At 70.1% G+C, this 22,944-nt stretch carries 17 protein-coding genes; 9 read left to right on the top strand and 8 right to left on the bottom strand.

Annotated features, from left to right (window positions below; genetic code table 11):
* Positions 1–12 precede the first annotated feature (12 nt).
* From dcd to rfbA, 7 genes are all read left to right on the top strand, one after another.
* Positions 13–585, top strand: a complete 573-nt coding sequence (gene dcd / locus ACAG25_RS10435) for a dCTP deaminase (RefSeq protein ID WP_370488291.1) — start codon at positions 13–15, stop codon at positions 583–585.
* 185 nt (positions 586–770) lie between these two features.
* Positions 771–2,396 carry a hypothetical protein gene (locus ACAG25_RS10430; RefSeq protein ID WP_370488290.1) on the top strand — a complete coding sequence of 542 codons (1,626 nt, stop codon included), beginning with the start codon at positions 771–773 and terminating at the stop codon, positions 2,394–2,396.
* A gap of 76 nt (positions 2,397–2,472) precedes the next feature.
* A complete protein-coding gene (locus ACAG25_RS10425; protein WP_370488289.1) occupies positions 2,473–3,795 on the top strand; it encodes a UDP-glucose/GDP-mannose dehydrogenase family protein in 1,323 nt (440 codons plus the stop codon).
* Between the two features lie 19 nt (positions 3,796–3,814).
* On the top strand, positions 3,815–5,149 hold the full coding sequence (locus ACAG25_RS10420) for a cytochrome P450 (RefSeq protein ID WP_370488288.1): 1,335 nt from the start codon (positions 3,815–3,817) through the stop codon (positions 5,147–5,149).
* A 1-nt stretch (position 5,150) separates the two neighbouring features.
* Entirely contained in the window at positions 5,151–5,897 is a 747-nt protein-coding gene (locus tag ACAG25_RS10415) for a maleylpyruvate isomerase family mycothiol-dependent enzyme (RefSeq protein WP_370488287.1), read from the top strand.
* A gap of 21 nt (positions 5,898–5,918) precedes the next feature.
* The gene (locus ACAG25_RS10410; RefSeq protein ID WP_370488286.1) at positions 5,919–6,287 is read left to right on the top strand and encodes a nuclear transport factor 2 family protein; all 369 of its coding nucleotides are present in this window, start codon (positions 5,919–5,921) and stop codon (positions 6,285–6,287) included.
* Positions 6,287–7,150, top strand: a complete 864-nt coding sequence (gene rfbA, locus ACAG25_RS10405; protein WP_370488285.1) for a glucose-1-phosphate thymidylyltransferase RfbA — start codon at positions 6,287–6,289, stop codon at positions 7,148–7,150. The genes ACAG25_RS10410 and rfbA overlap by 1 nt, the downstream gene beginning before the upstream one ends.
* A gap of 1 nt (position 7,151) precedes the next feature.
* Here rfbA and ACAG25_RS10400 read toward each other — a convergent pair whose 3' ends face one another.
* From ACAG25_RS10400 to ACAG25_RS10365, 8 genes are all read right to left on the bottom strand, one after another.
* Positions 7,152–9,251, bottom strand: coding sequence for a xanthine dehydrogenase family protein molybdopterin-binding subunit (locus ACAG25_RS10400; RefSeq protein ID WP_370488284.1), 2,100 nt, complete (start codon positions 9,249–9,251; stop codon positions 7,152–7,154).
* A complete protein-coding gene (locus ACAG25_RS10395) occupies positions 9,248–10,240 on the bottom strand; it encodes a xanthine dehydrogenase family protein subunit M (protein ID WP_370488283.1) in 993 nt (330 codons plus the stop codon). The genes ACAG25_RS10400 and ACAG25_RS10395 overlap by 4 nt, the downstream gene beginning before the upstream one ends.
* Positions 10,237–10,758, bottom strand: a complete 522-nt coding sequence (locus ACAG25_RS10390) for a 2Fe-2S iron-sulfur cluster-binding protein (RefSeq protein ID WP_370488282.1) — start codon at positions 10,756–10,758, stop codon at positions 10,237–10,239. Before ACAG25_RS10390 ends, ACAG25_RS10395 begins: the two co-directional genes overlap by 4 nt.
* A 39-nt stretch (positions 10,759–10,797) precedes the next feature.
* The gene (locus tag ACAG25_RS10385; protein ID WP_370488281.1) at positions 10,798–12,015 is read right to left on the bottom strand and encodes a YibE/F family protein; all 1,218 of its coding nucleotides are present in this window, start codon (positions 12,013–12,015) and stop codon (positions 10,798–10,800) included.
* Positions 12,016–12,019: 4 nt separating this feature from the next.
* On the bottom strand, positions 12,020–13,297 hold the full coding sequence (locus ACAG25_RS10380) for a pyridoxal phosphate-dependent aminotransferase (RefSeq protein ID WP_370488280.1): 1,278 nt from the start codon (positions 13,295–13,297) through the stop codon (positions 12,020–12,022).
* Positions 13,298–13,393: 96 nt separating this feature from the next.
* The gene (locus tag ACAG25_RS10375) at positions 13,394–16,495 is read right to left on the bottom strand and encodes a heterodisulfide reductase-related iron-sulfur binding cluster (protein WP_370488279.1); all 3,102 of its coding nucleotides are present in this window, start codon (positions 16,493–16,495) and stop codon (positions 13,394–13,396) included.
* 106 nt (positions 16,496–16,601) lie between these two features.
* Entirely contained in the window at positions 16,602–19,085 is a 2,484-nt protein-coding gene (gene iniR, locus ACAG25_RS10370; protein ID WP_370488278.1) for an isoniazid response ATPase/transcriptional regulator IniR, read from the bottom strand.
* Positions 19,086–19,095: 10 nt separating this feature from the next.
* Positions 19,096–20,904 (bottom strand): Hsp70 family protein, encoded by a 1,809-nt coding sequence (locus ACAG25_RS10365; RefSeq protein ID WP_370488277.1) that lies wholly within the window; start codon positions 20,902–20,904, stop codon positions 19,096–19,098.
* A gap of 196 nt (positions 20,905–21,100) precedes the next feature.
* On the opposite strand from ACAG25_RS10365, the gene ACAG25_RS10360 reads away from it, so the two are divergent.
* Together ACAG25_RS10360 and ACAG25_RS10355 are read left to right on the top strand one after the other, a co-directional pair.
* Positions 21,101–21,613: an Rv0340 family IniB-related protein gene (locus tag ACAG25_RS10360; RefSeq protein WP_370488276.1), complete on the top strand. Its 513-nt coding sequence runs from the start codon at positions 21,101–21,103 to the stop codon at positions 21,611–21,613.
* 231 nt (positions 21,614–21,844) lie between these two features.
* Positions 21,845–22,882 (top strand): IniB N-terminal domain-containing protein, encoded by a 1,038-nt coding sequence (locus ACAG25_RS10355; protein ID WP_370488275.1) that lies wholly within the window; start codon positions 21,845–21,847, stop codon positions 22,880–22,882.
* The last annotated feature ends 62 nt before the right edge of the window (positions 22,883–22,944 follow it).

Genomic DNA, 22,944 nt, shown 5'->3' with positions numbered 1-22,944 from the left:
TACGCTCGTCGGGTGCTGCTCTCCGACCGCGACATCCGCGCCGAGCTCGACACCGGGAGGCTCGGCCTCGACCCGTTCGACGACGGTCTGATCCAGCCGTCCTCGATCGACGTGCGCCTCGACAACCTGTTCCGGGTGTTCAACAACACCCGGTACACCCACATCGACCCGGCGCAGCGGCAGGACGACCTGACCACCCTGGTCGAGCCGAAAGAGGGGGAACCGTTCGTCCTGCACCCGGGCGAGTTCGTGCTGGGCGCCACCCTGGAGCGGTGCACGCTGCCCGACGACCTCGCCGGCCGGCTGGAGGGGAAGTCCTCTCTCGGTCGGCTGGGGCTGCTCACGCACTCGACGGCCGGGTTCATCGACCCGGGCTTCTCCGGTCACATCACCCTCGAGCTGTCCAACGTCGCCAACCTGCCGATCACGCTGTGGCCGGGGATGAAGATCGGGCAGCTGTGCCTGCTGCGCCTCACCAGCCCCGCCGAACACCCCTACGGCAGCGCCGCGACGGGCTCGAAGTATCAGGGTCAGCGGGGTCCCACACCGTCGCGGTCCTACCAGAATTTCCTTCGGTCCAGCTGACCGAAACGTCACTGACGAAACAGCTGTCACGCGAGTACCCTCAAGTGCGGCTGCACTGCATCAGCTAACGGGGTCGCTGTAACGCCGCGACCCGCAGTGCCGATGAACGATCGAGGTGTCGGCTCGCCAGGCGGCTTCCCGACGCGCACAACGCTATAGCGCAGCAAATGATGGGGAGGTATCGGGTGGACATCGTTCTGGGTGTGTCGATGACACCTACGACGGTCCGCATGGTGCTGGTCGAGGGCAAGTCCGCCGACGGGGTGACCGTCGACCACGACGCGTTCGACGTCACGTCGGCCGATGGGTCGGCAAACGTCACCGACCAGGTTGTGGCCGCGGTCCTGGGGACGCGGGAGAGCGCCGAGGACGGCGGCCACCATCTGCATTCGGTCGGCGTCGCGTGGAGTGACCGCGCGGAGGCCGCGGCGCTGCGCGACAAGCTCGCCGCCCACGGCATCGACGACGTCATGCTCGTCTCGGAAGGTCACGCCGCAGCCTCGCTGGCCCAGGCCGCCGGCCGCGCCGTCGGATACGACACCACGGCCCTGCTGTTCATCGACCGCGACACCGCGACGTTGTCGGTGGTGCAGACCGACGACGGTTCGGTGGTCAAGGTGCTCGACCGCAGCCTGCACAGCGCCGACGCGCTGGCGGTCCTGACCGAGATGGCCGAAGCCGTCACCGCCCACACCACCCCGCCGCAGGGGATGTTCGTCGTCGGCTCGGGTGTCGACATCACCTCGGTCAAAGCCCACCTCGAACATCTCGTGTCGTTGCCGGTGAACGCGCCCGAGGACGCCGACCTCGCGCTCGCCCGCGGCGCCGCGCTGGCGTCGGCGGCCGCACCGCCGTTCGAGGCCAGCACCACCGGGCTGGCCTACTCCCAGGACCCCGACGACGGCCCCACCGCGGGGTCGGCCTACCCCGGCCTGGCCGGGGCCGCGACGCAACTGGCTCCCGCCGGTGCCGGAGCCGTCGTCGACGAGTACGCGCCCACCGAGATGCGGCAGACCGGCGAGGAACGCAAGCCGTTCCTGCTCGTCGGCAGTGCGCTGTCCTCCATCTTCGTGATCGGTGTTGTGGCGCTGGTGATCTCGTTGGCCGTCAGCATCCGGCCCACCGCCGATCAGCGGCCCAGCCCGGCGCAGAGCGCGATCGTCCCCAGCCAGGTGGCCGCCCCGCCCCCGGCGCCGGCCCCGGAGGCGGTCAAGGAACCCGTCGCGCCGCCGCCCGCTCCGGAGACCATCAAGGCGCCGGTTCCCGTCGTTGCGGAGGCGCCACGGCAGGCGCCGGCACCGGCGCCGCAGGCGCCGCGCACCGTGTTCGTGGAGAACGCGCCCGCGCCCGCCGCGCCGCCCCCTCCGCCGCCGGCAGCTCCCGCGCCCGTTCCGGTTCCCGTGGTCGCACCGCCGGTCGTGGTGCCCCCGCCTGTGGTCGTGATGCCGCGGCAGTGGCCCCGGTGGACACCGCCGCGCGCACCTCGCACCGTCGAGCCCACGCGCCCGCAGACCCCGCGCGACAACGACGACTACGACGGACCGACCCGGCCCACCATGCCGACGCTTCCGACGCAACCCACCGTGCCCAGCCTGCCGACGCAGACCGTCGTGCCCACCCGCACACAGGTCCCGGCGGTGCCGCAGAAGCCGCAGCAGCCGAAGTGGCCCGGCTCGAGTTCCAGCCGCGGTGACGGCGACTCCGGACGCGGGTCCTCGTCGCGGCCCGGCTCCGGGAGCCGCGTCCCCGGCGACATCAACGGCGACGGCTGTTTCCTGATCTTCTGCGCCCCGAAGGGCGGGCGCGGGTAAGGACCGTCACCCGCTGTTGGCCCGGCGCTCGGTGTCGGTTGGCGGACCCGTCATCCGGCCCGCTTAGAGAAGCGGTATGCGATGCACCGTCTTCGGCACCGGCTACCTCGGCGCCACCCACGCCGCCGGGATGGCCGAGTTGGGTCACCACGTCCTCGGCGTCGACATCGACCCCGCCAAGATCGCCAAGCTGGCTGCCGGTGAGGTGCCGTTCTACGAGCCCGGACTGCCGGAAGTGTTGCAGCGCAACATCGATGCCGGACGGCTCGCCTTCACCACCGATTACGCCGAGGCGGCCGACTTCGCCGACCTGCACTTCCTCGGCGTCGGGACACCGCAGAAGAAGGGCGACTACGGCGCCGATCTACGGCACGTCCACGCCGTCGTCGACACCCTGGCCCCGCTGCTGACGCGTCCCTCGGTGCTGGTCGGCAAGTCCACGGTCCCGGTGGGCACCGCCGCCGAGCTGGCCGAGCGGGCCCGCGTGGCCGCCGACGTCGCCGTCGAGGTCGCGTGGAATCCCGAGTTTCTGCGCGAAGGCTACGCGGTGCACGACACCCTGCATCCGGACCGCATCGTCGTCGGCGTCGGTCCGGGCTCCGTGCTGGCCGAGGCCGCGGTCCGCGGCCTCTACGCCCCGCTCCTCGACGACGGCGTCCCGTTCCTGGTGACCGACTGGCAGACCGCCGAATTGGTCAAGGTTTCGGCGAATGCGTTTCTGGCCACCAAGATCTCGTTCATCAACGCCATCTCCGAGGTGTGCGAGGCGGTCGGCGCGGACGTGGTGACGCTGGCCGACGCGCTCGGTCACGACGCTCGGATCGGGCGGCGATTCCTCAACGCCGGACTCGGTTTCGGGGGCGGCTGCCTACCCAAGGACATCCGGGCGTTCATGGCCCGCGCCGGGGAACTCGGCGCTGACGAAGCGCTGACGTTTCTGCGCGAGGTCGACAGCATCAACATGCGTCGCCGCTCCCGGATGGTCGACCTGACCGCCGCGGCGTGCGGCGGATCGGTCCTCGGCGCCACCGTGGCCGTGCTCGGTGCGGCGTTCAAACCGAACTCCGACGACGTGCGCGATTCTCCGGCGCTAAACGTCGCGGGTCTGCTGCAACTGCACGGCGCCACCGTCTCGGTCTACGACCCTAAGGCCATGGAGAACTCCCGGCGCCTGTTCCCGACGCTGGACTACGCGACGTCGGTCCGCGAGGCATGCGAGCAGGCCGACGCGGTGTTGGTGCTCACCGAATGGCCCGAGTTCGTCGACCTCGACCCGGCGGCACTGGCACCCGTGGTGCGCACCAAAGTGGTTGTCGACGGCCGCAATTGCCTCGATCTGGCGGCCTGGCGGGACGCGGGCTGGCGGACCTACGCACTGGGTCGTGGCGTCCCGACCTGACCCTGCCTAAGCTCGTGGGATGGCAGGAGATCAGCTTCGACACCGGGTGCGCTGGGCGGCTCTGCACGGAGTGATCCGTGGATCGTCGAAGATCGCGGCACGCCGCACCGGCGACCCGCAGGCGCGTCTCATCGCCGATCCGTCGGTGCGGGAGAACCCCGCGGCCTTCGCCGACGAACTGCGCGAGCTGGGCCCGGTCATCCGCTGCCGCGCCGTGTTGATGACCGTCGACCACCAGGTCGCCGGCGAACTGCTGCGCTCCGAGGACTTCCGGGTGTCCTCCCTGGGCGCGGGCCTGCCGGCACCGCTGCGGTGGATCAACGAGAAGACCAACCCGGGACTGCTGCACCCGATCGAGCCGCCCTCGCTGCTGAGCATCGAACCACCCGACCACACCCGCTGCCGCAAGCTGGTGTCCTCGGTGTTCACGCCCCGCGCCGTCGCGGCGCTGCGCGATCGGGTGCAGGACACCGCCGACCGCCTCCTCGACGAACTCGACGGCCGGACCGGTCCGGTAGACGTCGTCGCCGAATACTGCTCGCAGCTGCCGGTCGCGGTGATCAGCGACATCCTCGGCGTGCCCGAGCAGGACCGCCAGCACATTCTGCGGTTCGGTGAACTCGGCGCACCCAGCCTCGACATCGGGCTGTCCTGGTCGCAGTACATGCAGGTGCACAAGGGCATCGTGGGCTTCAACGAGTGGCTCACCGGGCACATGGACCACCTGCGTCGCCACCCCGGCGACGATCTGATGAGCCAGCTCATCCAGGCCAGCCAAGACGCCGAACCCTCCGCGCGGCTCTCCGAACGCGAACTACAGGCCACCGCGGGCCTGGTGCTGGCCGCCGGTTTCGAGACCACGGTCAACCTGCTCGGCAACGGCATCCGGATGCTGCTCGAGCGCCCCGAGCACCTCGAAACGCTGCAGCGACAACCCGACCTGTGGCCGACCGCGGTCGAGGAGATCCTGCGACTGGACTCCCCGGTGCAGATGAGCGCGCGTATCGCCCGCCGCGACGTCGAGGTCGCCGGCACACAGATCCGGCGGGGCGAACTGGTGATCATCCACCTCGCCGGAGCCAATCGCGACCCGAACGTGTTCACCGACCCGCACACGATCAACCTGGAACGCGACAACGCCGGACGACACCTGTCGTTCTCCGCCGGCCGACACTTCTGCCTCGGCGCCGCCCTGGCCCGCGCCGAAGGCGAAGTCGGTCTGCGCACCTTCTTCGAACGCTTCCCCGACGCCCGCCTCACCGGTGCGGGCCACCGGCGCGACACCCGGGTCCTGCGAGGGTGGGCAACATTGCCGATCACGCTTGGGACGGCGCGCGCCGCGCTAGGTTCGTGACGTGGACTTCCGAGCAGCCCTGCTCGAGCAGACTCGAGCCTTCGGTGACCTGATCCGGGCGGGAGACCCTTCCACGCCGGTCCCGACCTGCGGCGAATGGAACCTCAAACAGCTGTTCCGGCACGTCGGACGCGGAAACCGGTGGGCCGCACAGATCATCACGCAGCGACGCAACGAACCACTGGACCCGCGTGACGTCCTCGACGGACGCCCACCTGATGACCCCGACGGTGCCGCAACCTGGTTGCAGCGCGGCGCCGAACTGCTCATCGACGCCGTGGACCGGACGAGCAGCGACACCCGGGTCTGGACGTTCGTCGGGCCCCGCCCGGCCGGCTGGTGGCTGCGCCGCCGGCTGCACGAGACCATCGTCCACCGCGCCGACGCGGCCCTGGCCCTGGGCACCGACTTCGACCTGGCCGCGGACATCGCCGCCGACTGCCTGTCGGAATGGATCGAGATCACCTGCGTCGACAAGCGCCATCCGCCGCCGCTGAACAGCGGGGAGTCCATCCACCTGCACGCCACCGACGAGGAACTGGGCCCGACGGGGGAGTGGACGATCATCCACGACGACGACGGCGTCTGGTGGTCGCACAACCACGGCAAAGCCAGTGTGGCGGTGCGGGGGCCCGCCACCAACCTCCTGCTCGCCGTCACCCGCCGCACCCCCGGCGCCGAATCCGGCCTGGAGTTCTTCGGCGAGGAAGCGGTCTGGGACAGCTGGCTCGAACGCACCCCGTTCTGACGGTCGAGTACCTTCGCGATCATGACCACTTCGGAGATGGCCACCGTCCTCGCCTGGCACGACGCGCTCAACGCCGGCGACACCGACACGCTGCTCAAGTTGTCGAGTCCCGACATTGAGATCGGCGACGTCCACGGGGCAGCGCAAGGCCACGCGGCGCTGCAGGACTGGGCCCGCGACGTCGACGGCACCATCGAACCCGGCCGCACCTACGTGCGCGACGGCGTCGTGGTCGTCGAACAGCAGATCACCACCGTCACCGGCGAAACCGGATCGGCGGCCTCGGCGTTCCGCGTGGTGCGCGACCACGTCACCTCGGTCTTCCGGCACGCCAACGTCGACGACGCGCTCGCCGCGACGGCGCTGACCGAGGAGGACCTGACCGGCTGATGCGCGGAATCATCCTGGCCGGCGGATCGGGCACCCGGCTGTACCCGATCACCACAGGCGTCAGCAAGCAATTGCTGCCGGTGTACGACAAACCGCTGATCTTCTATCCGCTGTCCACGTTGATCATGGCGGGGATCCGCGACATCCTGGTGATCACCACGCCCCACGACGCCGACGCGTTCCGGCGGCTGCTCGGCGACGGTTCGGCGTTCGGCATCAACCTCAGCTATGCGGTGCAACCCGAACCCGAGGGACTGGCGCAGGCATTCGTCATCGGTGCCGACCACATCGGCGACGACTCGGTGGCATTGGTGTTGGGCGACAACGTCTTCTACGGACCCGGGCTGGGAACCAGTCTGTCCCGGTTCCGAGATGTCAACGGCGGAGCCATCTTTGCCTACCGGGTGGCTGATCCCAGCGCCTACGGGGTGGTCGAGTTCTCCGCCGACGGCACCGCGCTGTCGCTGGAGGAGAAGCCGGCCACCCCGAAATCGCACTACGCGGTGCCGGGACTGTACTTCTACGACAACGACGTCGTCGACATCGCGCGGTCCCTGCGCAAGTCCGACCGCGGAGAGTACGAGATCACCGAGATCAACCAGACCTATCTGGACCAGGGCAGGCTCAGCGTCGAGGTGCTCGCCCGCGGTACCGCGTGGCTGGACACCGGGACGTTTGACTCCCTGTTGGACGCCAGCGATTTCGTGCGCACCATCGAACGGCGGCAGGGCATGAAGATCAGCGTGCCCGAGGAGGCCGCGTGGCGGGTCGGGTTCATCGACGACGCACAACTGGCCGCACGGGCGCAGACACTGGTGAAGTCCGGCTACGGCGCGTACCTGCTGGAATTGTTGCAGCGCTGACTCATTCGAGTCCGGCGAGCACCTTGTCCAGAGTGACCGGCAGGTCACGCACCCGCACGCCGGTGGCGTGGTAGAAGGCGTTGACCACCGCCGCGGCGGAGCCCACGATGCCGATCTCCCCGGCGCCGCGCGACCCCATCGGGTTGAAGTGCGCGTCGGCCTCGTCGAGCCACATCGCCTCGATGTCGACCACGTCGGAATGCGCGCTGATGTGGTAGGTCGCCAGGTCCTGGGTGACCACGTGCCCGAAGCGGTGATCGCGCACGCCCTCCTCGTGCAACGCCATCGACAGCCCCATCGTCATACCGCCGATCAGTTGGGATCGCAGCGTGCGCGGATTGATCGCCCGGCCGATCGAGAACACGCCGAGCATCCGGGGGATGCGCACCTCGCCGGTGAACCGGTTGACGTGCGCCTCCACGAAGTGCGCGCCGAACGACTGCACGGTGACGTCGTCGGTCTCCGGGTCGGGCGCCTCGGCCAGCGTGCTCGCTCCCACCGTGGGCGGGTCTCCGTGGTCGGCGCGGAACTGGCGCACCGCCGCCACGATCGCCGAACCCCACGACGCGATGCCCGAGGAGCCGCCCTCCACCGACGCATCCGGCAGGTCGGTGTCCCCGATCTGCAACTCGACGGCGCCGACATCGCACCCCAATGCGTCGGCGGCGATCTGCGTCAGCGCCGTCCAGGTGCCGGTGCCGATGTCGGCGGCTCCGATCTGCACCGAATACCGGCCCTCCGCAACGTAGGTGATGCGGGCGGCGTTACCCGGCATGGCCATGCCCGGATAGGTCGCCGAGGCCACCCCGGTGCCCGTCAGCCACTCGCCGTCGACCCGGACCCCGGGACGCGGATCGCGTTGGGCCCACCCGAAACGCTCGGCACCGGTCCGCAGACACTCCACCAGATGGCGTCCCGACCACGGCTTGCCCGACTCCGGGTCCACCTCGGGGTCGTTGCGGATCCGCAACTCGATCGGGTCGATCCCTGCCGCCACCGCCAACTCGTCCATCGCGACCTCGGCCGCATACGTCCCCGGACACTCACCGGGTGCCCGCATCCAGAACGGCACCGGCACATCCAGCGCGGCCAGTCGGTGGGTGGTCCGGCGGTTCGGGGCGGCGTACATCTTGCGGGACGTCACCGCGGTCTGTTCGGCGAATTCCTTCACCGCTGAGGTCTGCCCGATCGCGTCGTGCACCAGCGCGGTCAGCCGGCCGTCGCTGTCGGCGCCGAGCCGCACCCGCTGGATGGTCGGTGTCCGGTACCCGGTCAGTGAGAACATCTGCTGGCGGGTGACCGCCAGCTTGACCGGTCGGTCCGGGAGGCGTTGCGCGGCAAGCAGAGCCAGGACGTTGTGGGCATGCGGCGCACCCTTGGAGCCGAAACCCCCACCGACATGCGGCGCCACCACCCGCATCTGATCCACCTGCAGGCCGAACAGCGGCGCGAGCTGCTTGCGGACGGCATGCACACCCTGCGTCGAGTCGTACAGCGTGACCGCCGGTTTCCCGCCGGACTGCGACCACAGCGCGATACACGCATGCGGCTCCATCGGGTTGTTGTGTTCGTGAGGCGTGACGTAGGTCTGGTCCACGGTGTACGCGGCGGAGGCCAGCGCGGCCTCGACATCACCTTCCTCGGTGTCAGGCGGATACGACGGATTGACCGACTCCGGGGTGTACAGGCAGTGATGGTCGCCGCGCAACTCGGTGTCGTGGTCCTCGGCTCGGTACTCGACGTGAACCAACGACGCTGCGTGACGGGCGATCTCGGCGTTGACGGCGATGACACCGCCGATCAGCTGCCCGCGGAACGAGACGCCGGCGTGCTGCAGGATCGACAGTTCCCCGTCCGAGGTGTCGGCCAGCCGCGGCGCGTCGAACACCGTCAGCACGTCGAGCACACCGTCCACGGCGCGCGCCGCCGAGACGTCCATCGCGAGGACCCGCCCGCGGGGGATGGTCGCCTGGACCGGGTGGACATAGGCGGGATCGTCGACCGGGTGCTCGAAGGCGTAGGGGGCGGTCCCGGTCACCTTGGCGCGGCCTTCGCGCCGGACCAGCGGTGTCCCGATGGTGTGGGGTTCGAGCAGTGTCATGACCGCCCCCGCTCGGTCAGCATGCGCAGCTGGGCGATCAGCGTGCGACGGGTCAGCTCGACTTTGAATCCGTTGCCGGGCTGCGGTTCTGCGTCGGCCAGTTCGGCGTCGGCTGCTGCACGGAACGTCTCGTCGGTGGCGGGCGCCCCTGCGAGGATCTGTTCGGCGCGCCGGGCACGCCACGGTTTGTGCGCGACGCCGCCCAGCGCCAGACGCGCGGTCGCGATCCGGTCGCCGTCGACGCCGAGTTCGGCGGCCACTGAGGTCAGCGCGAACGCGAACGACGCGCGGTCGCGGACCTTGCGGTAGTCCGACACCACGTTCTGCGGCGGCGCCGGCAGTTCGACGGCAGTGATCAACTCGCCATGGCGCAACTCGGTGTCGCGGTGCGGTTCGTCGCCGGGCAGCCGGTAGAACTCGTCGATCGGCACCCGACGCGAACCCTCGGCGCCCTCGACGACCACGACGGCATCCAGCGCAGCCATCGCGACGGCCATGTCGGATGGATGCACCGCGATGCAGTGCGGGGACGCACCGAGGATCGCGTGGTAGCGGACGTAACCGCCGACGGCCGAGCACCCCGTGCCGGGCGAACGCTTGTTACAAGGGGTGGTGACGTCCTGGAAGTACACACACCGCGTGCGCTGCAACAGATTTCCCGCGGTGGTCGCGGAGTTGCGCAGCTGCGCCGACGCCGCCGACAGCAGTGCACGGGCCAGCACGGGATAGCGCGACCGGATCAGCGGATGCGCGGCGAGGTCGCTGTTGCGCACATTGGCGCCGATGCGCACCCCGCCGTCGTGGGTGGAGTCGACCTCGGTCATGTCCAGGCGACTCACGTCGACCAACAAGTCGGGTTGTGCCACACCGAGTTTCATGTGGTCGACCAGGTTGGTGCCGCCGGCCAGGTAGGCCGCGTCGGGATGGGCGGTCAACGTCGCGACCGCATCGGCTGGACTGGTGGCGACGTGGTAGCCGAACGGTTTCACTGCCCGGCCGCCTTGCTGATCGCCGCGACGATGTTCGGGTAGGCCGCACACCGGCACAGGTTGCCGCTCATGCGTTCCCGGATCTCGTCGTCGCTCAGCTCGGGGGAGGCCTCCAGGTCGTCGGCGATGAAGCTGGGGGAGCCGGACTTCAGCTCGTCCAACATACCTACGGCAGAACAGATCTGGCCGGGCGTGCAGTAACCGCACTGGAAGGCGTCCTCGTCGTGGAACGCTTGGGCGACCGGGTGGAGACGGTCACCGTCGCCGAGGCCGGACGCGGTGGTGACGTCGGCGCCGTCGGCCGCGACCGCGAACGTCAGGCAACTGATGGTGCGGCGGCCGTCGAGCAGGACGGTGCACGACCCGCACTGGCCGTGATCGCATCCTTTCTTCGGGGCGGTCACACCGAGGTGTTCACGCAGGGCGTCGAGCAGAGTGACGCGGTTGTCGACGGTGAGTTCGCGGGTGTGGCCGTCCACGACCAACGTCAACTCAGAAGTGTGCTTGGGCTGGCTCACTGTGCCCGGATACCCGGGGCCGGGGCACCCAAACGAGCATCAGCGGCGCGGGGTGGCCAGCACCGCCGCGATACCGGTCGTCAGCGGCACCGACAGTGCGAGCGCGATGCCGCCGACCGCGGAGCGGGCGATCTCGATGGCCACGCTCTCACTGGTCAGCACGTCGCCCAGGGAGCGGTTGGCGACGCTGAACAACAACAGCAGCGGCAGTGCGCTGCCCGCGTATGCGAGCACCAAGGTGTAGACGGTGCTGGCGATGTGGTCACGTCCCACCCGCATCGCGCCGACGAACACGCGCCGGCGGCCGGCCCCCTCCAGTTGCGCCAGCTCGAATACCGTCGAGGCCTGCGTGACGGTGACGTCGTTGAGCACGCCCAGCGAGCCGATGATGAATCCCGCCAGCAGCAGTCCGGTGATCGACACGTTGCCGAGATAGGTCGCCACCTGGTTGTTCTGGTCCTCCGACAGACCGGTCAGGTGTGCCAGTTCGATCGCCGCCCAGGACAGTCCGGCGGCCAGCAACAGCGAGGTGAGGGTGCCCAGCAGCGCGGCGCTGGTCCGCAGACTGACGCCGTGCGCCAGGTAGAGCACCGCGTACAGGATGGCGGCAGAAGCCACCAGCGCCACCGGCACCGCGGGGGCGCCGTCACGCAGCGCCGGCAGCAGGAACACCACCAACACCCCGAACGCGATCACGATACCCACCAGCGCCCGCAGGCCCCGCCACCGCGCCACCGCGACCACGACGACCGCGAACGCCAGCGCCAGCACCGCCAACGGCCAACCCCGCTGATAGTCGTAGAACGAGTAGGTGGTGCTGCCCGCGGCGTCGACCTGGCGGGTGATGCGGATGTCGTCGCCGGCCACCAGCCTGGGTTGTCCGCCACCGCCGCTGAACTCCAACAGCGTCCGCGCACCCTGGTTCGGACCGGACTCGATGACCACCAGCGTCTGCACGCACTCGGCGGCACCCTCGCGGGCCGGGCGGGGATCTCCGGTCAACACTGCGCCGACCGACGGGCTGCCACACGTCGAGGTCACCGTGGACAGGACCCGGCCGGACTCGGTGGTCACCGCACCGCCGGCGGCGTCCTGGAACGGCAACGGGATCTCGGCCTGGCGGCCGCTGGGCCACAACAGCGCCGCACCCGCGAGCACGGCCACCGCACAGGCCACCAGAAGTCCCACGACGATCCTGGCGGCCAGCGGCCCCAGCGGGGACGGCCCGCTCAGCGAGTGGGAATGATGGTGTGCCACAGCCTCACTGCCGGTAGCTGACCAGGAAGTTACCGAGCCGTTCGATCGCAGCGGACAGATCGCGCGCCCAGGGCAGCGTGACGATGCGCAGATGGTCCGGGGTGGGCCAGTTGAAACCGGTGCCCTGCACCACCAGGATCTTCTCCTGCAGCAGCAGATCGAGCACCAGCTGCTCGTCATCGACGATGTCGTAGACCTCGGGGTCCAGGCGCGGGAACGCATACAGCGCCCCACGGGGTTTCACGCACGTCACGCCGGGGATCTCGTTGAGTTTCTCCCACGCCACGTCGCGCTGCTCGAGCAGCCGCCCACCCGGCAGCACCAGGTCCTCGATGCTCTGGTGTCCGCCCAGGGCCACCTGAATCGCGTGCTGCGCAGGCACATTCGGGCACAGCCGCATGTTGGCCAACAGACTGATGCCCTCGATGAAGCTGGTCGCGTGCTCCTTGGGACCGGTGATCACCAACCAGCCCGACCGGTAGCCCGCCACCCGGTAGGCCTTCGACAGCCCGTTGAACGTCAGGGTCAACACGTCCGGGGCGACCGAGGCCATGGAGATGTGCTCGGCGTCGTCGTAGAGGATCTTGTCGTAGATCTCGTCGGCCAACAGCAGCAGTTCGTGCTTGCGGGCCAGCTCGGCGATCTTCTCCAGCGTCTCCCGGCTGTACACCGCGCCGGTGGGGTTGTTCGGGTTGATCACCACGATCGCCTTGGTGCGGTCGGTGATCTTCGACTCGATGTCGGCGACGTCGGGGTTCCAGCCCTGCGTCTCGTCGCACAGGTAGTGCACGGGGGTGCCGCCGGCCAACGACGTGCACGCCGTCCACAGCGGGTAGTCCGGCGCCGGGATGAGGACCTGGTCGCCGTTGTCGAGCAGTGCCTGCAGCACCATCTGGATCAGCTCGGACGCGCCGTTGCCGAGGTAGACGTCGTCGATGTCGAAGCGAGGGAACCCCTCGACCAGTTCGTAGCGGGTGAACACCGCGCGGCGCGCGCTGACGATGCCCTTGGAATCGGAATACCCCTGCGCGTAGGGCAGCGCGGCGATGATGTCGCGCATGATCACATCAGGCGCCTCGAAGCCGAACGGGGCGGGGTTGCCGATGTTGAGCTTGAGGATGCGGTGGCCCTCGGCCTCCAGGCGCGACGCGTGCTCGTGTACGGGTCCGCGGATCTCGTACAGCACGTCCTGCAACTTCGAGGACTGCGTGAACTCACGGGGGCGCGTGTGCTGGCCGGTTGCCGTCTGCCACGGCGCCTGAGGAGTACTCATGTCACCCATGGTCGCACCGCCGTCCAATCAAATAATGAGCGAGAGTGCATCCACGGTCGTTGATCTACGGCGATCACGACCGGGGATGCACTCTCGCTGAGCTGGTTACCGCCGGCCCGGCCGACGCGCGCCCTTGGCGATGCCCAGGCCCTTGACCGGGGGTTCGTCACCCACGACGCGGTCGTCGTCCGACGAGGACTTCGGTGCCGGTTCGGGTGCCGGCGCGGTCTCGGCGGCGGGCTCGGACACAGGCTCCGGAGCAGGTTCCGTAGCCGGCTCGGGCGCAGGCTCGGCCTTCGGCTGCGCCGGCTTGGCCGCCGCCTTCTTGGCGCCCGGCCGACGCGCACCCGGCGCGATACCGAGGCCCTTGACCTTCGGTTCGGGCTTGGCGGTCTCGAGGCCCCGGTCCGAATCGGCGGTGTCGGCGGCTTCGGTGCCCGCGTCGGCCTTGTCCGGGTCGACGTTGGGCGGCTGCACCACGGTGCCCGCGCCCTCGTTGGGCGAGGCGCTCTTCGCCGGCGACTTCTTCGCGCCCGGCCGACGTGCGCCTGCGGCGAGACCCAGGCCCTTGACCTCGGGTTCCGGCTTGGCTTCAGTCTTCTCTGCAGCCGGCGCCGATGCCTCGGCCTTGGGCGCCTCGGCCGGTGCGGCGGCCTTCTTCTTGGCGCCGGGACGCTTGGCCCCGCCCGCGATACCGAGGCCCTTGGCCGGCGCGGCGGCAGGCGCACTCTCGGCGGCCGGCTTGGCTTCGCCATCGGTGGCGGACTTCTTCGCGCCCGGACGCTTGGCACCGCCGGCCAGGCCCAGGCCGGTCGTCGGCTTCGCCTCGGTCGCGGTGTCGGTCTTGGCCTCGGCAGGCTCGGGTGCGGCTTCTGCCTCGACCTCGGGCTCCTCGGTCTTGGCCGGTGCCTCGGCGGCCACTCGCGCTGCGCGCTCCTCGGCTTCCTTTGCGGCTGTACCCTTTTCGGGCAGCGAGATGGAGTTCTTGTCCAGCGCACCCAGCAGCAGCTGAGCCACGTCGAGCACCTCGGCCTTCTCGACCTCACGTGCCGCGGAGACCTCGTCCACGCCGTCGGTGATCATCACGCGGCAGAACGGGCAGCCGGTGGCGATCGTGTTGGCGGTGTCCATCGCCTCTTCGGTGCGCTCGGTGTTGACGCGCTTGCCGATGTGCTCTTCCATCCACATCCGGGCACCGCCGGCGCCGCAGCACAGGCCGCGGTCGGCGTGGCGGGGCATCTCGGTGAGCTTCGCGCCCGCCGCGCCGATCAGCTCACGCGGAGCGCTGTACTCCTTGTTGTGCCGGCCGAGGTAGCACGGGTCGTGGTAGGTGACGTCCGGGCCGCCGACGGACTGGACCGGCACCAGCTTCTTGTCCCGGACCAGCCGGTTGAGTAGCTGGGTGTGGTGCAGGACGGTGTAGTTGCCGCCGACCTGCGGGTACTCGCGGCCCAGCGTGTTGAAGCAGTGCGGGCAGGTCACCACGACCTTGCGGTCGACGCGCTCGACACCCTCGAACAGCTCGTTGAGGGTCTCGACGTTCTGCGCGGCCAGCTGCTGGAACAGGAACTCGTTGCCGGAGCGGCGGGCCGAGTCGCCGTTGCAGGTCTCGCCTTCGCCGAGCACCAGGAACTTCACCCCCGCGGCGGCGAGCAGCTCCGCGACCGCCTTGGTGGTCTTCTTCGCGCGGTCCTCGTACGCGCCGGCGCAACCGACCCAGAACAGGTACTCGTAGCCGTCGAAGCTCTCGACGTCCTTGCCGTAGACCGGCACGTCGAAGTCGACCTCGTCGATCCAGTTGGTGCGGTCCTTGGCGTTCTGACCCCAGGGGTTGCCCTTGGTCTCCAGGTTCTTGAACAGCACACCGAGCTCGCCGGGGAACTCGGACTCCATCATCACCTGGTAGCGGCGCATGTCGACGATGTGGTCGATGTGTTCGATGTCCACCGGGCACTGCTCGACGCAGGCGCCGCAGGTGGTGCAGGACCACAGCACGTCGGGGTCGATGACGCCGCCCTGCTCCTCGGTGCCCACCAGCGGGCGGGTGGCCTGCCGGGGGTCGTCGGCCGGGATGCGCTCGAAGCCCGACTCGGGAACGTGGTCGTGGGAGTGCTTTTCGCTGCGCTTCTCGCCGCGGACCTCCTCGCCGAGACCACCCTCGGGGGTGTTCTCCAGCGGCGACTCCTTGCCGTCGAGGATGTAGGGCGCCTTCGCGAACAGGTGGTCGCGCAGGTTCATGATCACGAGCTTGGGCGACAGCGGCTTACCGGTGTTCCAGGCCGGGCACTGCGACTGGCAACGACCGCACTCGGTGCAGGTCGTCATGTCGAGGTAGCCCTTCCAGGTGAAGTCCTCGATCTTGCCGCGTCCCAGCACCGCGTCCTCGGCAGGATCCTCGAAGTCGACGACCTCGCCGTTGGACTCCACGGGCAGCAGCGGGCCCAGACCGTCGGGCATCCGCTTGAAGGTGACGTTGATCGGGGCCAGGCCGATGTGCAGGTGCTTGGAGTGCAACACGATCAGCAGGAACACCAGCATGACCGCGATGTGGCCGATCAGCGCGATGGTCTCGATCCACTCGTTGGCGGTGTGGCCGAGCGGGCGCATGATCCAGCCCATGAACTGGGAGAAGAAGGCGCCGTTGCCGTAGGGCAGGTTGCCGACGACCGCGGCGGCGCCGCGCACCAGCGCGTAGGTCCAGATGACGTTGAAGATCATGAACAGGATCAGCCAGGCGCCGCCGGTGTGCGACCCGTAGAAGCGGGAGTCGCGGCCGTGCTGCTTGGGCTCCTGCATGATGCGGATGATCGCGAAGGTGATGATGCCGAGCAGCACCGCGACGGCGAAGAAGTCCTGCAGGAAGCCGAGCGCGTCCCACTTGCCGATGAGCGGGATGTGGAAGTCGTGGTCGAAGATCAGGCCGTAGGCCTCGAGGTAGACCGACGCGAGGATGAAGAAGCCCCACATCGTGAAGAAGTGCGCGATGCCCGGGATCGACCACCGCAGCAGACGGGTCTGGCCGAACACCTCTTCGAACTGCGTGGTGATCCGTTTGCGCAGGTTGTCTTTGCGGTTGTTGCCTTCGCTCATCGGTTGACCGGAGCGGATGAGCTTCGTCAGCCACAGCACGCGTTTGGCGGCGAGCGCACCGACCACAAGGGTCATCAGCACACCGACGACGAGCCTGATCAGCATCTGCGTATCCACGCGGGCCTCCGGTCTTCTAGTTACCGACGGGTAACTTAGACTTGGTTACTGGCAAGTAACTTTTGCTCTTGGCCTGCTCATAGTTGCATCCGGCAGGGAAGTGGCGCTACGAAGGCTGACCTAACTCACCGGACGGGGCCAGCATGGCCCGCAACATCGACAGCAACTCGCTGCGCGACCCGGCCCCCAGACGGCGCCGAATCCGGGCCACATGGTGTTCGACGGTCTTCGCCGAGATGAACAACCGGGCACCGATCTCGCGGTACGGCATGCCCTGCAGCAGCAGCTCGGCCACCTCCCGCTCGCGGTCCGACAGCGCGGCCCGGCCGCGTGCCGGCGGCGCCGGTCGCGCACCCGTCGCAGCGTCCGAGGCCGGTGTCGTCGGCTCGGCGACCGTGTCCTTCAGGTCGCGGGCCAGCTGCAGCATCGCCTGCGACACCCGCGGGTCCTCGGTGTGCAGCGCCGCCTGGCCGGCCAGCCGGGTGGCGTCGGAGGTGTGGCCGAACTGCGCGAGTCCGCGCGCGGCCGCGGCAACGTCGCCCGGCTCGACGTGGCGGGCCAGCACGCGCAACCAGGTCCGGCCCGCAGCCGCCAATGCCTTCGCGAACTCCGACCGGGTCGCCCCGGCGGTCAATGCCTGCCCGTGCGGTGCGACGGCGTCGGGTGCGTTGGCGAGGATCCCTGCGTGCACGCCGGCCCAGTGCAGCGGAACCGCCCACAGCGGCGGGTCGCCCAGCCGCTGCAGCAGCGCAAAGGCCTCGTCGAGCACGTACCGGCACCGGTCCACCTGGCGTAGCCGCGCCGCCGCGACCCACAGTTCGCCGAGCGGAAGCAGCATGAACAGGTCCACCGAGTACTCGGCGAGCACCTCCATCGCCGCATACCAGTGGGTCTGCATGGCGCCGGTGTCACCGCTGCGGCGGGCCACGGCGGTCTGCAGCGCCGCGCTCCAGAGGGCGTCGCGCCGGTTGGTCGAGGTACCTGCGGGACCGGGGTCGGCGGGCAGCCGACCGTCGAGCATCAGCGTCCAGTCCAACAGCAGCCGGTGCCGGATGCCGACGACGTCGGCGTCTCCGTCGGCCAGGGCCCGGGTCAGGACGCTGCGGGCCCGGACCGGGTCGCCGCCGTGCAGCGCGGTCAGCGCGACCAGCGCCGCAGGGGTGTCGGGGAACGCGCCCAGCCGCGCATGGTCGGCGACCAGGGTCTGGCTCAATCGCGTCACCGCGACGGGGTAGGGCTCCTCGAGGGTCATCAGCAGCCCCTCGGTGATGCTGCGCGCGGCGAGCGCGACCGACGTCGGCGGTCCGGACGACGGTGACGCGGCCGCGGCGCGCACGCCGTCGCCGTCACCGACGGCCATCGCCGTGTAGGCCGCCGCCGCCGTGACCACCGCATCGGAAGCCGGGCCGAGCCAGCCGAACACCTCGTGCGCGTGTCCTGCGCTGCCGTCCTGCACGGCCAGCGCGGCCGCGATCCGCACCGCCGCGGTCCGTTCGGCGGGGTCAGGCGAGTCGAGCAGTGCGTCGGCCAGCCGTCCGGCGGTCACGGCGTCGCCGGTCAGCGCCAACGCGTCGGCGAGATGGCTGCCCGGCGCGGCCGATCCCGCGGCCGCCGCAGCGCGATACAGGCGCGCGGCGTGCGGGGGTTGCTCGGCCGCGCGGGTCGCGAACTCGGTCAGCACCACAGCCAGCCGTTCGTCGCGCAGTCCGTGCTCGGCCAGGCGGAGGGCCAAGCTCTCGGTCAGCGTGCCCAACTCCAATTGAGTGGTCAGCAAGGCGATTTCGACGTCCTGGTGACGCGCCGCCCCGACGATCTGGGAGGCCGCCTCGTGCACCGTCTGCCGGAACTCGGGCGGGAACGACGGGTCGAGCAACCCGCCGGCCCAGGCCCGGTCGACGGCGGCCAGCGCCTGGTCGGGAGGCAGTTGCAGCGCGGCGGCGACGTCGTCGGGACCGAGACCCGGACTCAACGACGACACCAGCAGGGTGTCCAGCTCGAGGCTGTCCGCGCCGCGCAGTCGGTCGATCAGGGCGAAGCGGGCGGCGCGGCGCACCGCCGCCGGGCCGTCGCCGCCCACCGCGAGGGCGGCATCCAGGAGAAACGGCAACCCGGCCGTGGCGGAGATCAGCAGCTGCACCTGCTCCGGCGTCGCGGGCGTGCCCCACCTCGCGGTCGCCGCACGACCCACCTCGTCGGCCGACCACGGCCCGAGCACCACCGGCGGGTGTTCCCGTTCCAGCGCGGTGCGAAGGGCGCGCAGTCGCGGCTCGTGCGCCAATGGTTCGGTCGCCACGATCACAGTGGTCGACGCGTCGGCGATCGATTCGGCGAGCGCGTCGAGGTCGTCGTCGCCGAGCAGGTGCGCGTCGTCGACGACGACGGCCGCATCGGTGCCCGGGGACGGCCGTGACCGCACCGGGCGACCCGCCGCCCGCAGCGCGTTTCGCATCGCCGCCAGCACCGTGGACTTCCCGGTGCCGATACCGCCGGTGACCAACAGCTTGACGGCGGCCTGCGGGTCGGCCTGCACCGCGGCGACGGCTGCTCGGGACGCCGGTGGAAGAGCCGTCGGCGGCGCCGGACTCGTCATGGCCGTCGGATCAGGCGCCGTCGTCGGGAACGATGGTGGTGATGACCGGGTCGGGCGGGTCGACCGTGGTCGGTGGCGGGGCGACGGTCGTGGTCGGCGGCGGGGCTGTCGTGGTCGGCGGCTGGGTGGTGGTGGGCCGCGTCGTCGTGGTCCGGGTCGTCGTCGTGGTCGGTGGCGTGGTGGTCGTCGTGGTGGTCGTGGTCGTCGTCGTTGTGGTGGTCGGTGACGTCGTGGTGGTCGCCGGGTCCGAGGTGGTCGTCGTGGGTGGGGGCGGCGGCGGTTGGCTCACCGTCGTGGTGGCCACCCCGTCGGGGCCGACGGTCACCGTGGTGACCGGGGGCGGAAGCGGCTCCGGTTCGCCGTCGGGTGAGGTCGGGGTCGCGGTCTCGGTGACGGGCGTCTGGTCGATGTCCGACCCGGTCAGGGTGATCGCCAGGCCGCCCATGGCCAGCAGCGCCGCCGCGGCGGCCGCGCCGAACAGCACGGTGGGCCGCTTGTACCAGGGCAGTGGTGGCGGTTCGTCGACGTATTCCTCGTCTCCGGCGAACGCGACCGGCGGGCGGGCGCCGGTCGCACCCGCGGCGGTGTAGTCCTCGCCGGTGTAGGGCACCACGCCGTCGGCGGATTCGTCGTCCTGCGACCACGCCAACGCGCGGAACGTCGCCGAGGCGGCCCCGTCGTCGGCTGCCGCACCGGTACCCAACCCGGCGGCACCCGCAGCCCAGGCGGCCGGAGCCATCGCGGTCGGGCTGTCCGCGGCGGGGGCGAGGCCGGTCGCTGCGTCGGCCTCGATGCTCTGGTTGGCCACCAGCGCGGCGCCCGCGGCGATGTTGAGGTGGGATTCCGGTGTGGTGATCACCGGTGCGCGCAGACGTTCCGAGAGCCGCTGGGTGATCAGCGGGATGGCGGCCCCGCCGCCCACGGTGGCCACGGCCGACACCTGTGCGGGCGCAATGTTGTTGCGCTGCAATGTGTCATCGATCGCGGAGAGCAGTCCGGCGAGCGGTTCGGCGATCAGCTGCTCGAGTTCCGGGCGGGTGACGCGGATGTCGGAGCGATGTCCGGGCAGCTCGGCCTGGATGACCGCGACGGTTTCGGCGGACAACGTCTCCTTGGCGGTGCGGCACTGCTCACGCAGCCGCAGCAGCGGTCCGACCGCGGCGGTACCCGCGGTGTCGGCCGCGCCGGAATCGCTGAGACCGGCGAGTACCTGGTCGAGCAGAGCCCGATCGATGCCCTCCCCGGAGAAGTCGGTGAAGCGGACGGTCTGGCCGACGGCGTCGAGGTTGGCGCCGGCATCGGCCAGGGAGATGCTGGTTCCGCTGCCGCCGAGGTCGACGAGCACCACCACGCCGTCGGCGGGGAGCCCGGGCGCGGCCTGCAACGCCGCCAGTGCCGCGGTGGCATCGGGGATCAGGACGGGCGGCACCCCGCCGGGGGACAGGTTCTGCCGGGACCGCAGTGCGCCGCGCAGCGCACCGACCGTCGCCGGACCCCAGTGGGACGGCACCGCGACCGCGACGGGTGCGCCGCCGTCGACGGTCCGCGCCATCGCCGACAGCGCTTCGGCGAGCAGGTCCTCGGCGCGATGCGCGGATCCGTCGGGCGCGACGAGCGGCACCGGGTCGCCGACCCGCTCGACGAAGCCGCCGAGCGCCACGCCGGCCGGGGCTCCGGCCGGCAGTTGGCCGGGGTCGCCGACGTCGGGCGCCCGGTCGGGGTGCAGGTGCAGGATCGAGCGCCGGGTCACCGGGGGACGGCCCACTCGGGCTGCCACCAGGTTGGTCGTCCCGATCGACAACCCCAAAGGTTCGGTCATGACGCGCCTCCCGTGTCTGGGCCGTGGACCACGATAGCGGCTGCTCCGGACACCGGCGCGCAACTGCCCCTAGTGTGGCGGATCCCCTATGGGGCAACCCCCTAACGCGACGGGGGCGGAGGTGGGCCGAGCACCGATCCGCACTGTCCTTCGTCTGCCTACCATCGACGGAAGACCCGACCGACAGGAGACGACGATGGCGAATTCGCTGCTGGATTTCGTGCTGTCGGTGGTGCGCGATCCGGAGACGGCCGCCCGGTACGCGGCGGATCCCGAGGGCACCCTCGCCGCTGCGAACCTGGCCGGTGTGACCGGTGCCGACGTCGAGAACCTGATCCCGGTCGTCGCGGAGTCGCTGTCGATGAACCTCTCGGGTTCCGGGGTGGACCCGTTCGGCGCCGAACCGGCCGACAATGTGTGGGCCACCGGTGCCGCCACCGCGGCCTTCGACGCCTTCGGCGACCAGGTGCCCGACCCGCTGGACACCCCGCTGCTGGACCGGGTCGGCGCCGATGCGTTCGACGTCGAATCGAACCTGCCGGTCACGGTGGACCTCGACGACGCCGGCATGGCCGCCCCGATGTCCTCGCCGATCGACGCCGGGATCGACGCCGGGATCGAGGACGCGGTGTTCGACGACGCCCTGCTCGGTGGCGAGGAACTGCCGACCTACCAGGACCCGGCCTCGCCGTTCGACATCTTCGACTGACCCCCACCGACGTCCCCAGACCCGCACGGACCAACGTCCGTGCGGGTCTTTTTCGTGTGGCCCGAACCCGGGGCCCCACCCAACCCCTAACCCCCTAAAACAATTTCGCATCTACCCCTAGTTAGGGGTTTATGGGGATAGGTCCGGACCCCGTTTTCGAGCACCCTGGATCTTCCTAACGTGGTCTACAGATCGCCGGAGACAGCCCGGCGGAGCCAGAAAGGAACTGCCATGCAAGCTCTCATCGACTTCATCCTCGACCTGTTCCGCAGCCCGGCGGCGGCGACCTCGTTCGTCGTCGACCCCGACGGGGCGCTGCGCGACGCGGGCCTGCCCAACGTCACGGCCGCACAACTCGCGTCCGTGGCGGCCACCGCGGCTCCGGCCGGCTACGCCCTCGGCGGTGGTGACCCGATCGTCGGCCTGCAGCGCGCGGTGGCCGATCATCACCAGCTGGCCTCCAACTTCGCGTCCCCGTTCTCGCCGCAGACCTCCTGGGCGCCGACCTTCGCGCCGGAGACCAACACCGATCTGCTCAGCGGCAACAACGTGCCGGTCGCCAGCCCGGTCCAGGATGCCGGCGCCAACGCGCAGAACGGAGGGTTCAACCTGGGCTTCGGTGACATCACGTTCGGCGACAAGTCCACCACCACCGCAACCAACGGCGCCGTGGTCGTCGACGGGGACAACGACGGCGACATCGTCAGCGGTGACGGCGCGGTGCTCGGTGACGGCAACACCATGAACAACGGCGACATCCTCGCCGGTTCGGGCTCCAACGTCGTCGTCGGCAAGGACAACGAGGTCGAGGACAACTCCAAGACCGCCGGTGGCGACCTGATCGCCGACAACGACGCCCCCGTGCTCAACGACGTCGACACCAGCGGCGGCAACGGCGGCGGCGCCGACGGTGGCGGCAGCCTGATCGGTATCGGTGGCGGCAACGCGGTCGGCGGATCCGGCGGCAACGGTGGCGGCATCGTCATCACCGACACCGACGTCAACACCGGAACCCGCATCGACGGCGACTACGGCAGCCGCAACGTCGAGGACAACTCGGTCAGTTCCTCTGTGGAGACCGACATCTCGACCACGACCGAGACCTCGGTCGAGGACAACTCGTCGGCCTACGAGTCGAACATCGGCTCGGGCAACGTCACCGAGACCGACCTGTTCTCGGGCAACAGCACCGGCATCGACACCACGACCGGGTTCGACACCGACATCGCGTCGAACAACGCGGCCCTGGCCGGACTCGACGCGTTCTGAGTCCACCGCGGCACGCCACTGGCGGGGATCGTCATGGTCCCCGCCAGTCGGCGCGCCTACCG

The sequence above is a fragment of the Mycobacterium sp. pV006 genome (assembly GCF_041287115.1).
Lineage (GTDB): Bacteria > Actinomycetota > Actinomycetes > Mycobacteriales > Mycobacteriaceae > Mycobacterium.
The sequence above is the reverse complement of the archived record's forward strand: the minus strand, read 5'-3'. Positions and strand labels throughout refer to the sequence as shown.

Coding starts and splice junctions, on each gene's coding strand:
- ACAG25_RS10355 (WP_370488275.1), top strand. CDS start 21,845: ATGCAAGCTCTCATCGACTTCATCCTCGACCTGTTCCGCAGCCCGGCG.
- ACAG25_RS10380 (WP_370488280.1), bottom strand. CDS start 13,297: ATGGGTGACATGAGTACTCCTCAGGCGCCGTGGCAGACGGCAACCGGC.
- ACAG25_RS10410 (WP_370488286.1), top strand. CDS start 5,919: ATGACCACTTCGGAGATGGCCACCGTCCTCGCCTGGCACGACGCGCTC.
- rfbA (WP_370488285.1), top strand. CDS start 6,287: ATGCGCGGAATCATCCTGGCCGGCGGATCGGGCACCCGGCTGTACCCG.
- ACAG25_RS10420 (WP_370488288.1), top strand. CDS start 3,815: ATGGCAGGAGATCAGCTTCGACACCGGGTGCGCTGGGCGGCTCTGCAC.
- iniR (WP_370488278.1), bottom strand. CDS start 19,085: ATGACGAGTCCGGCGCCGCCGACGGCTCTTCCACCGGCGTCCCGAGCA.
- ACAG25_RS10360 (WP_370488276.1), top strand. CDS start 21,101: ATGGCGAATTCGCTGCTGGATTTCGTGCTGTCGGTGGTGCGCGATCCG.
- ACAG25_RS10365 (WP_370488277.1), bottom strand. CDS start 20,904: ATGACCGAACCTTTGGGGTTGTCGATCGGGACGACCAACCTGGTGGCA.
- ACAG25_RS10425 (WP_370488289.1), top strand. CDS start 2,473: ATGCGATGCACCGTCTTCGGCACCGGCTACCTCGGCGCCACCCACGCC.
- ACAG25_RS10400 (WP_370488284.1), bottom strand. CDS start 9,251: ATGACACTGCTCGAACCCCACACCATCGGGACACCGCTGGTCCGGCGC.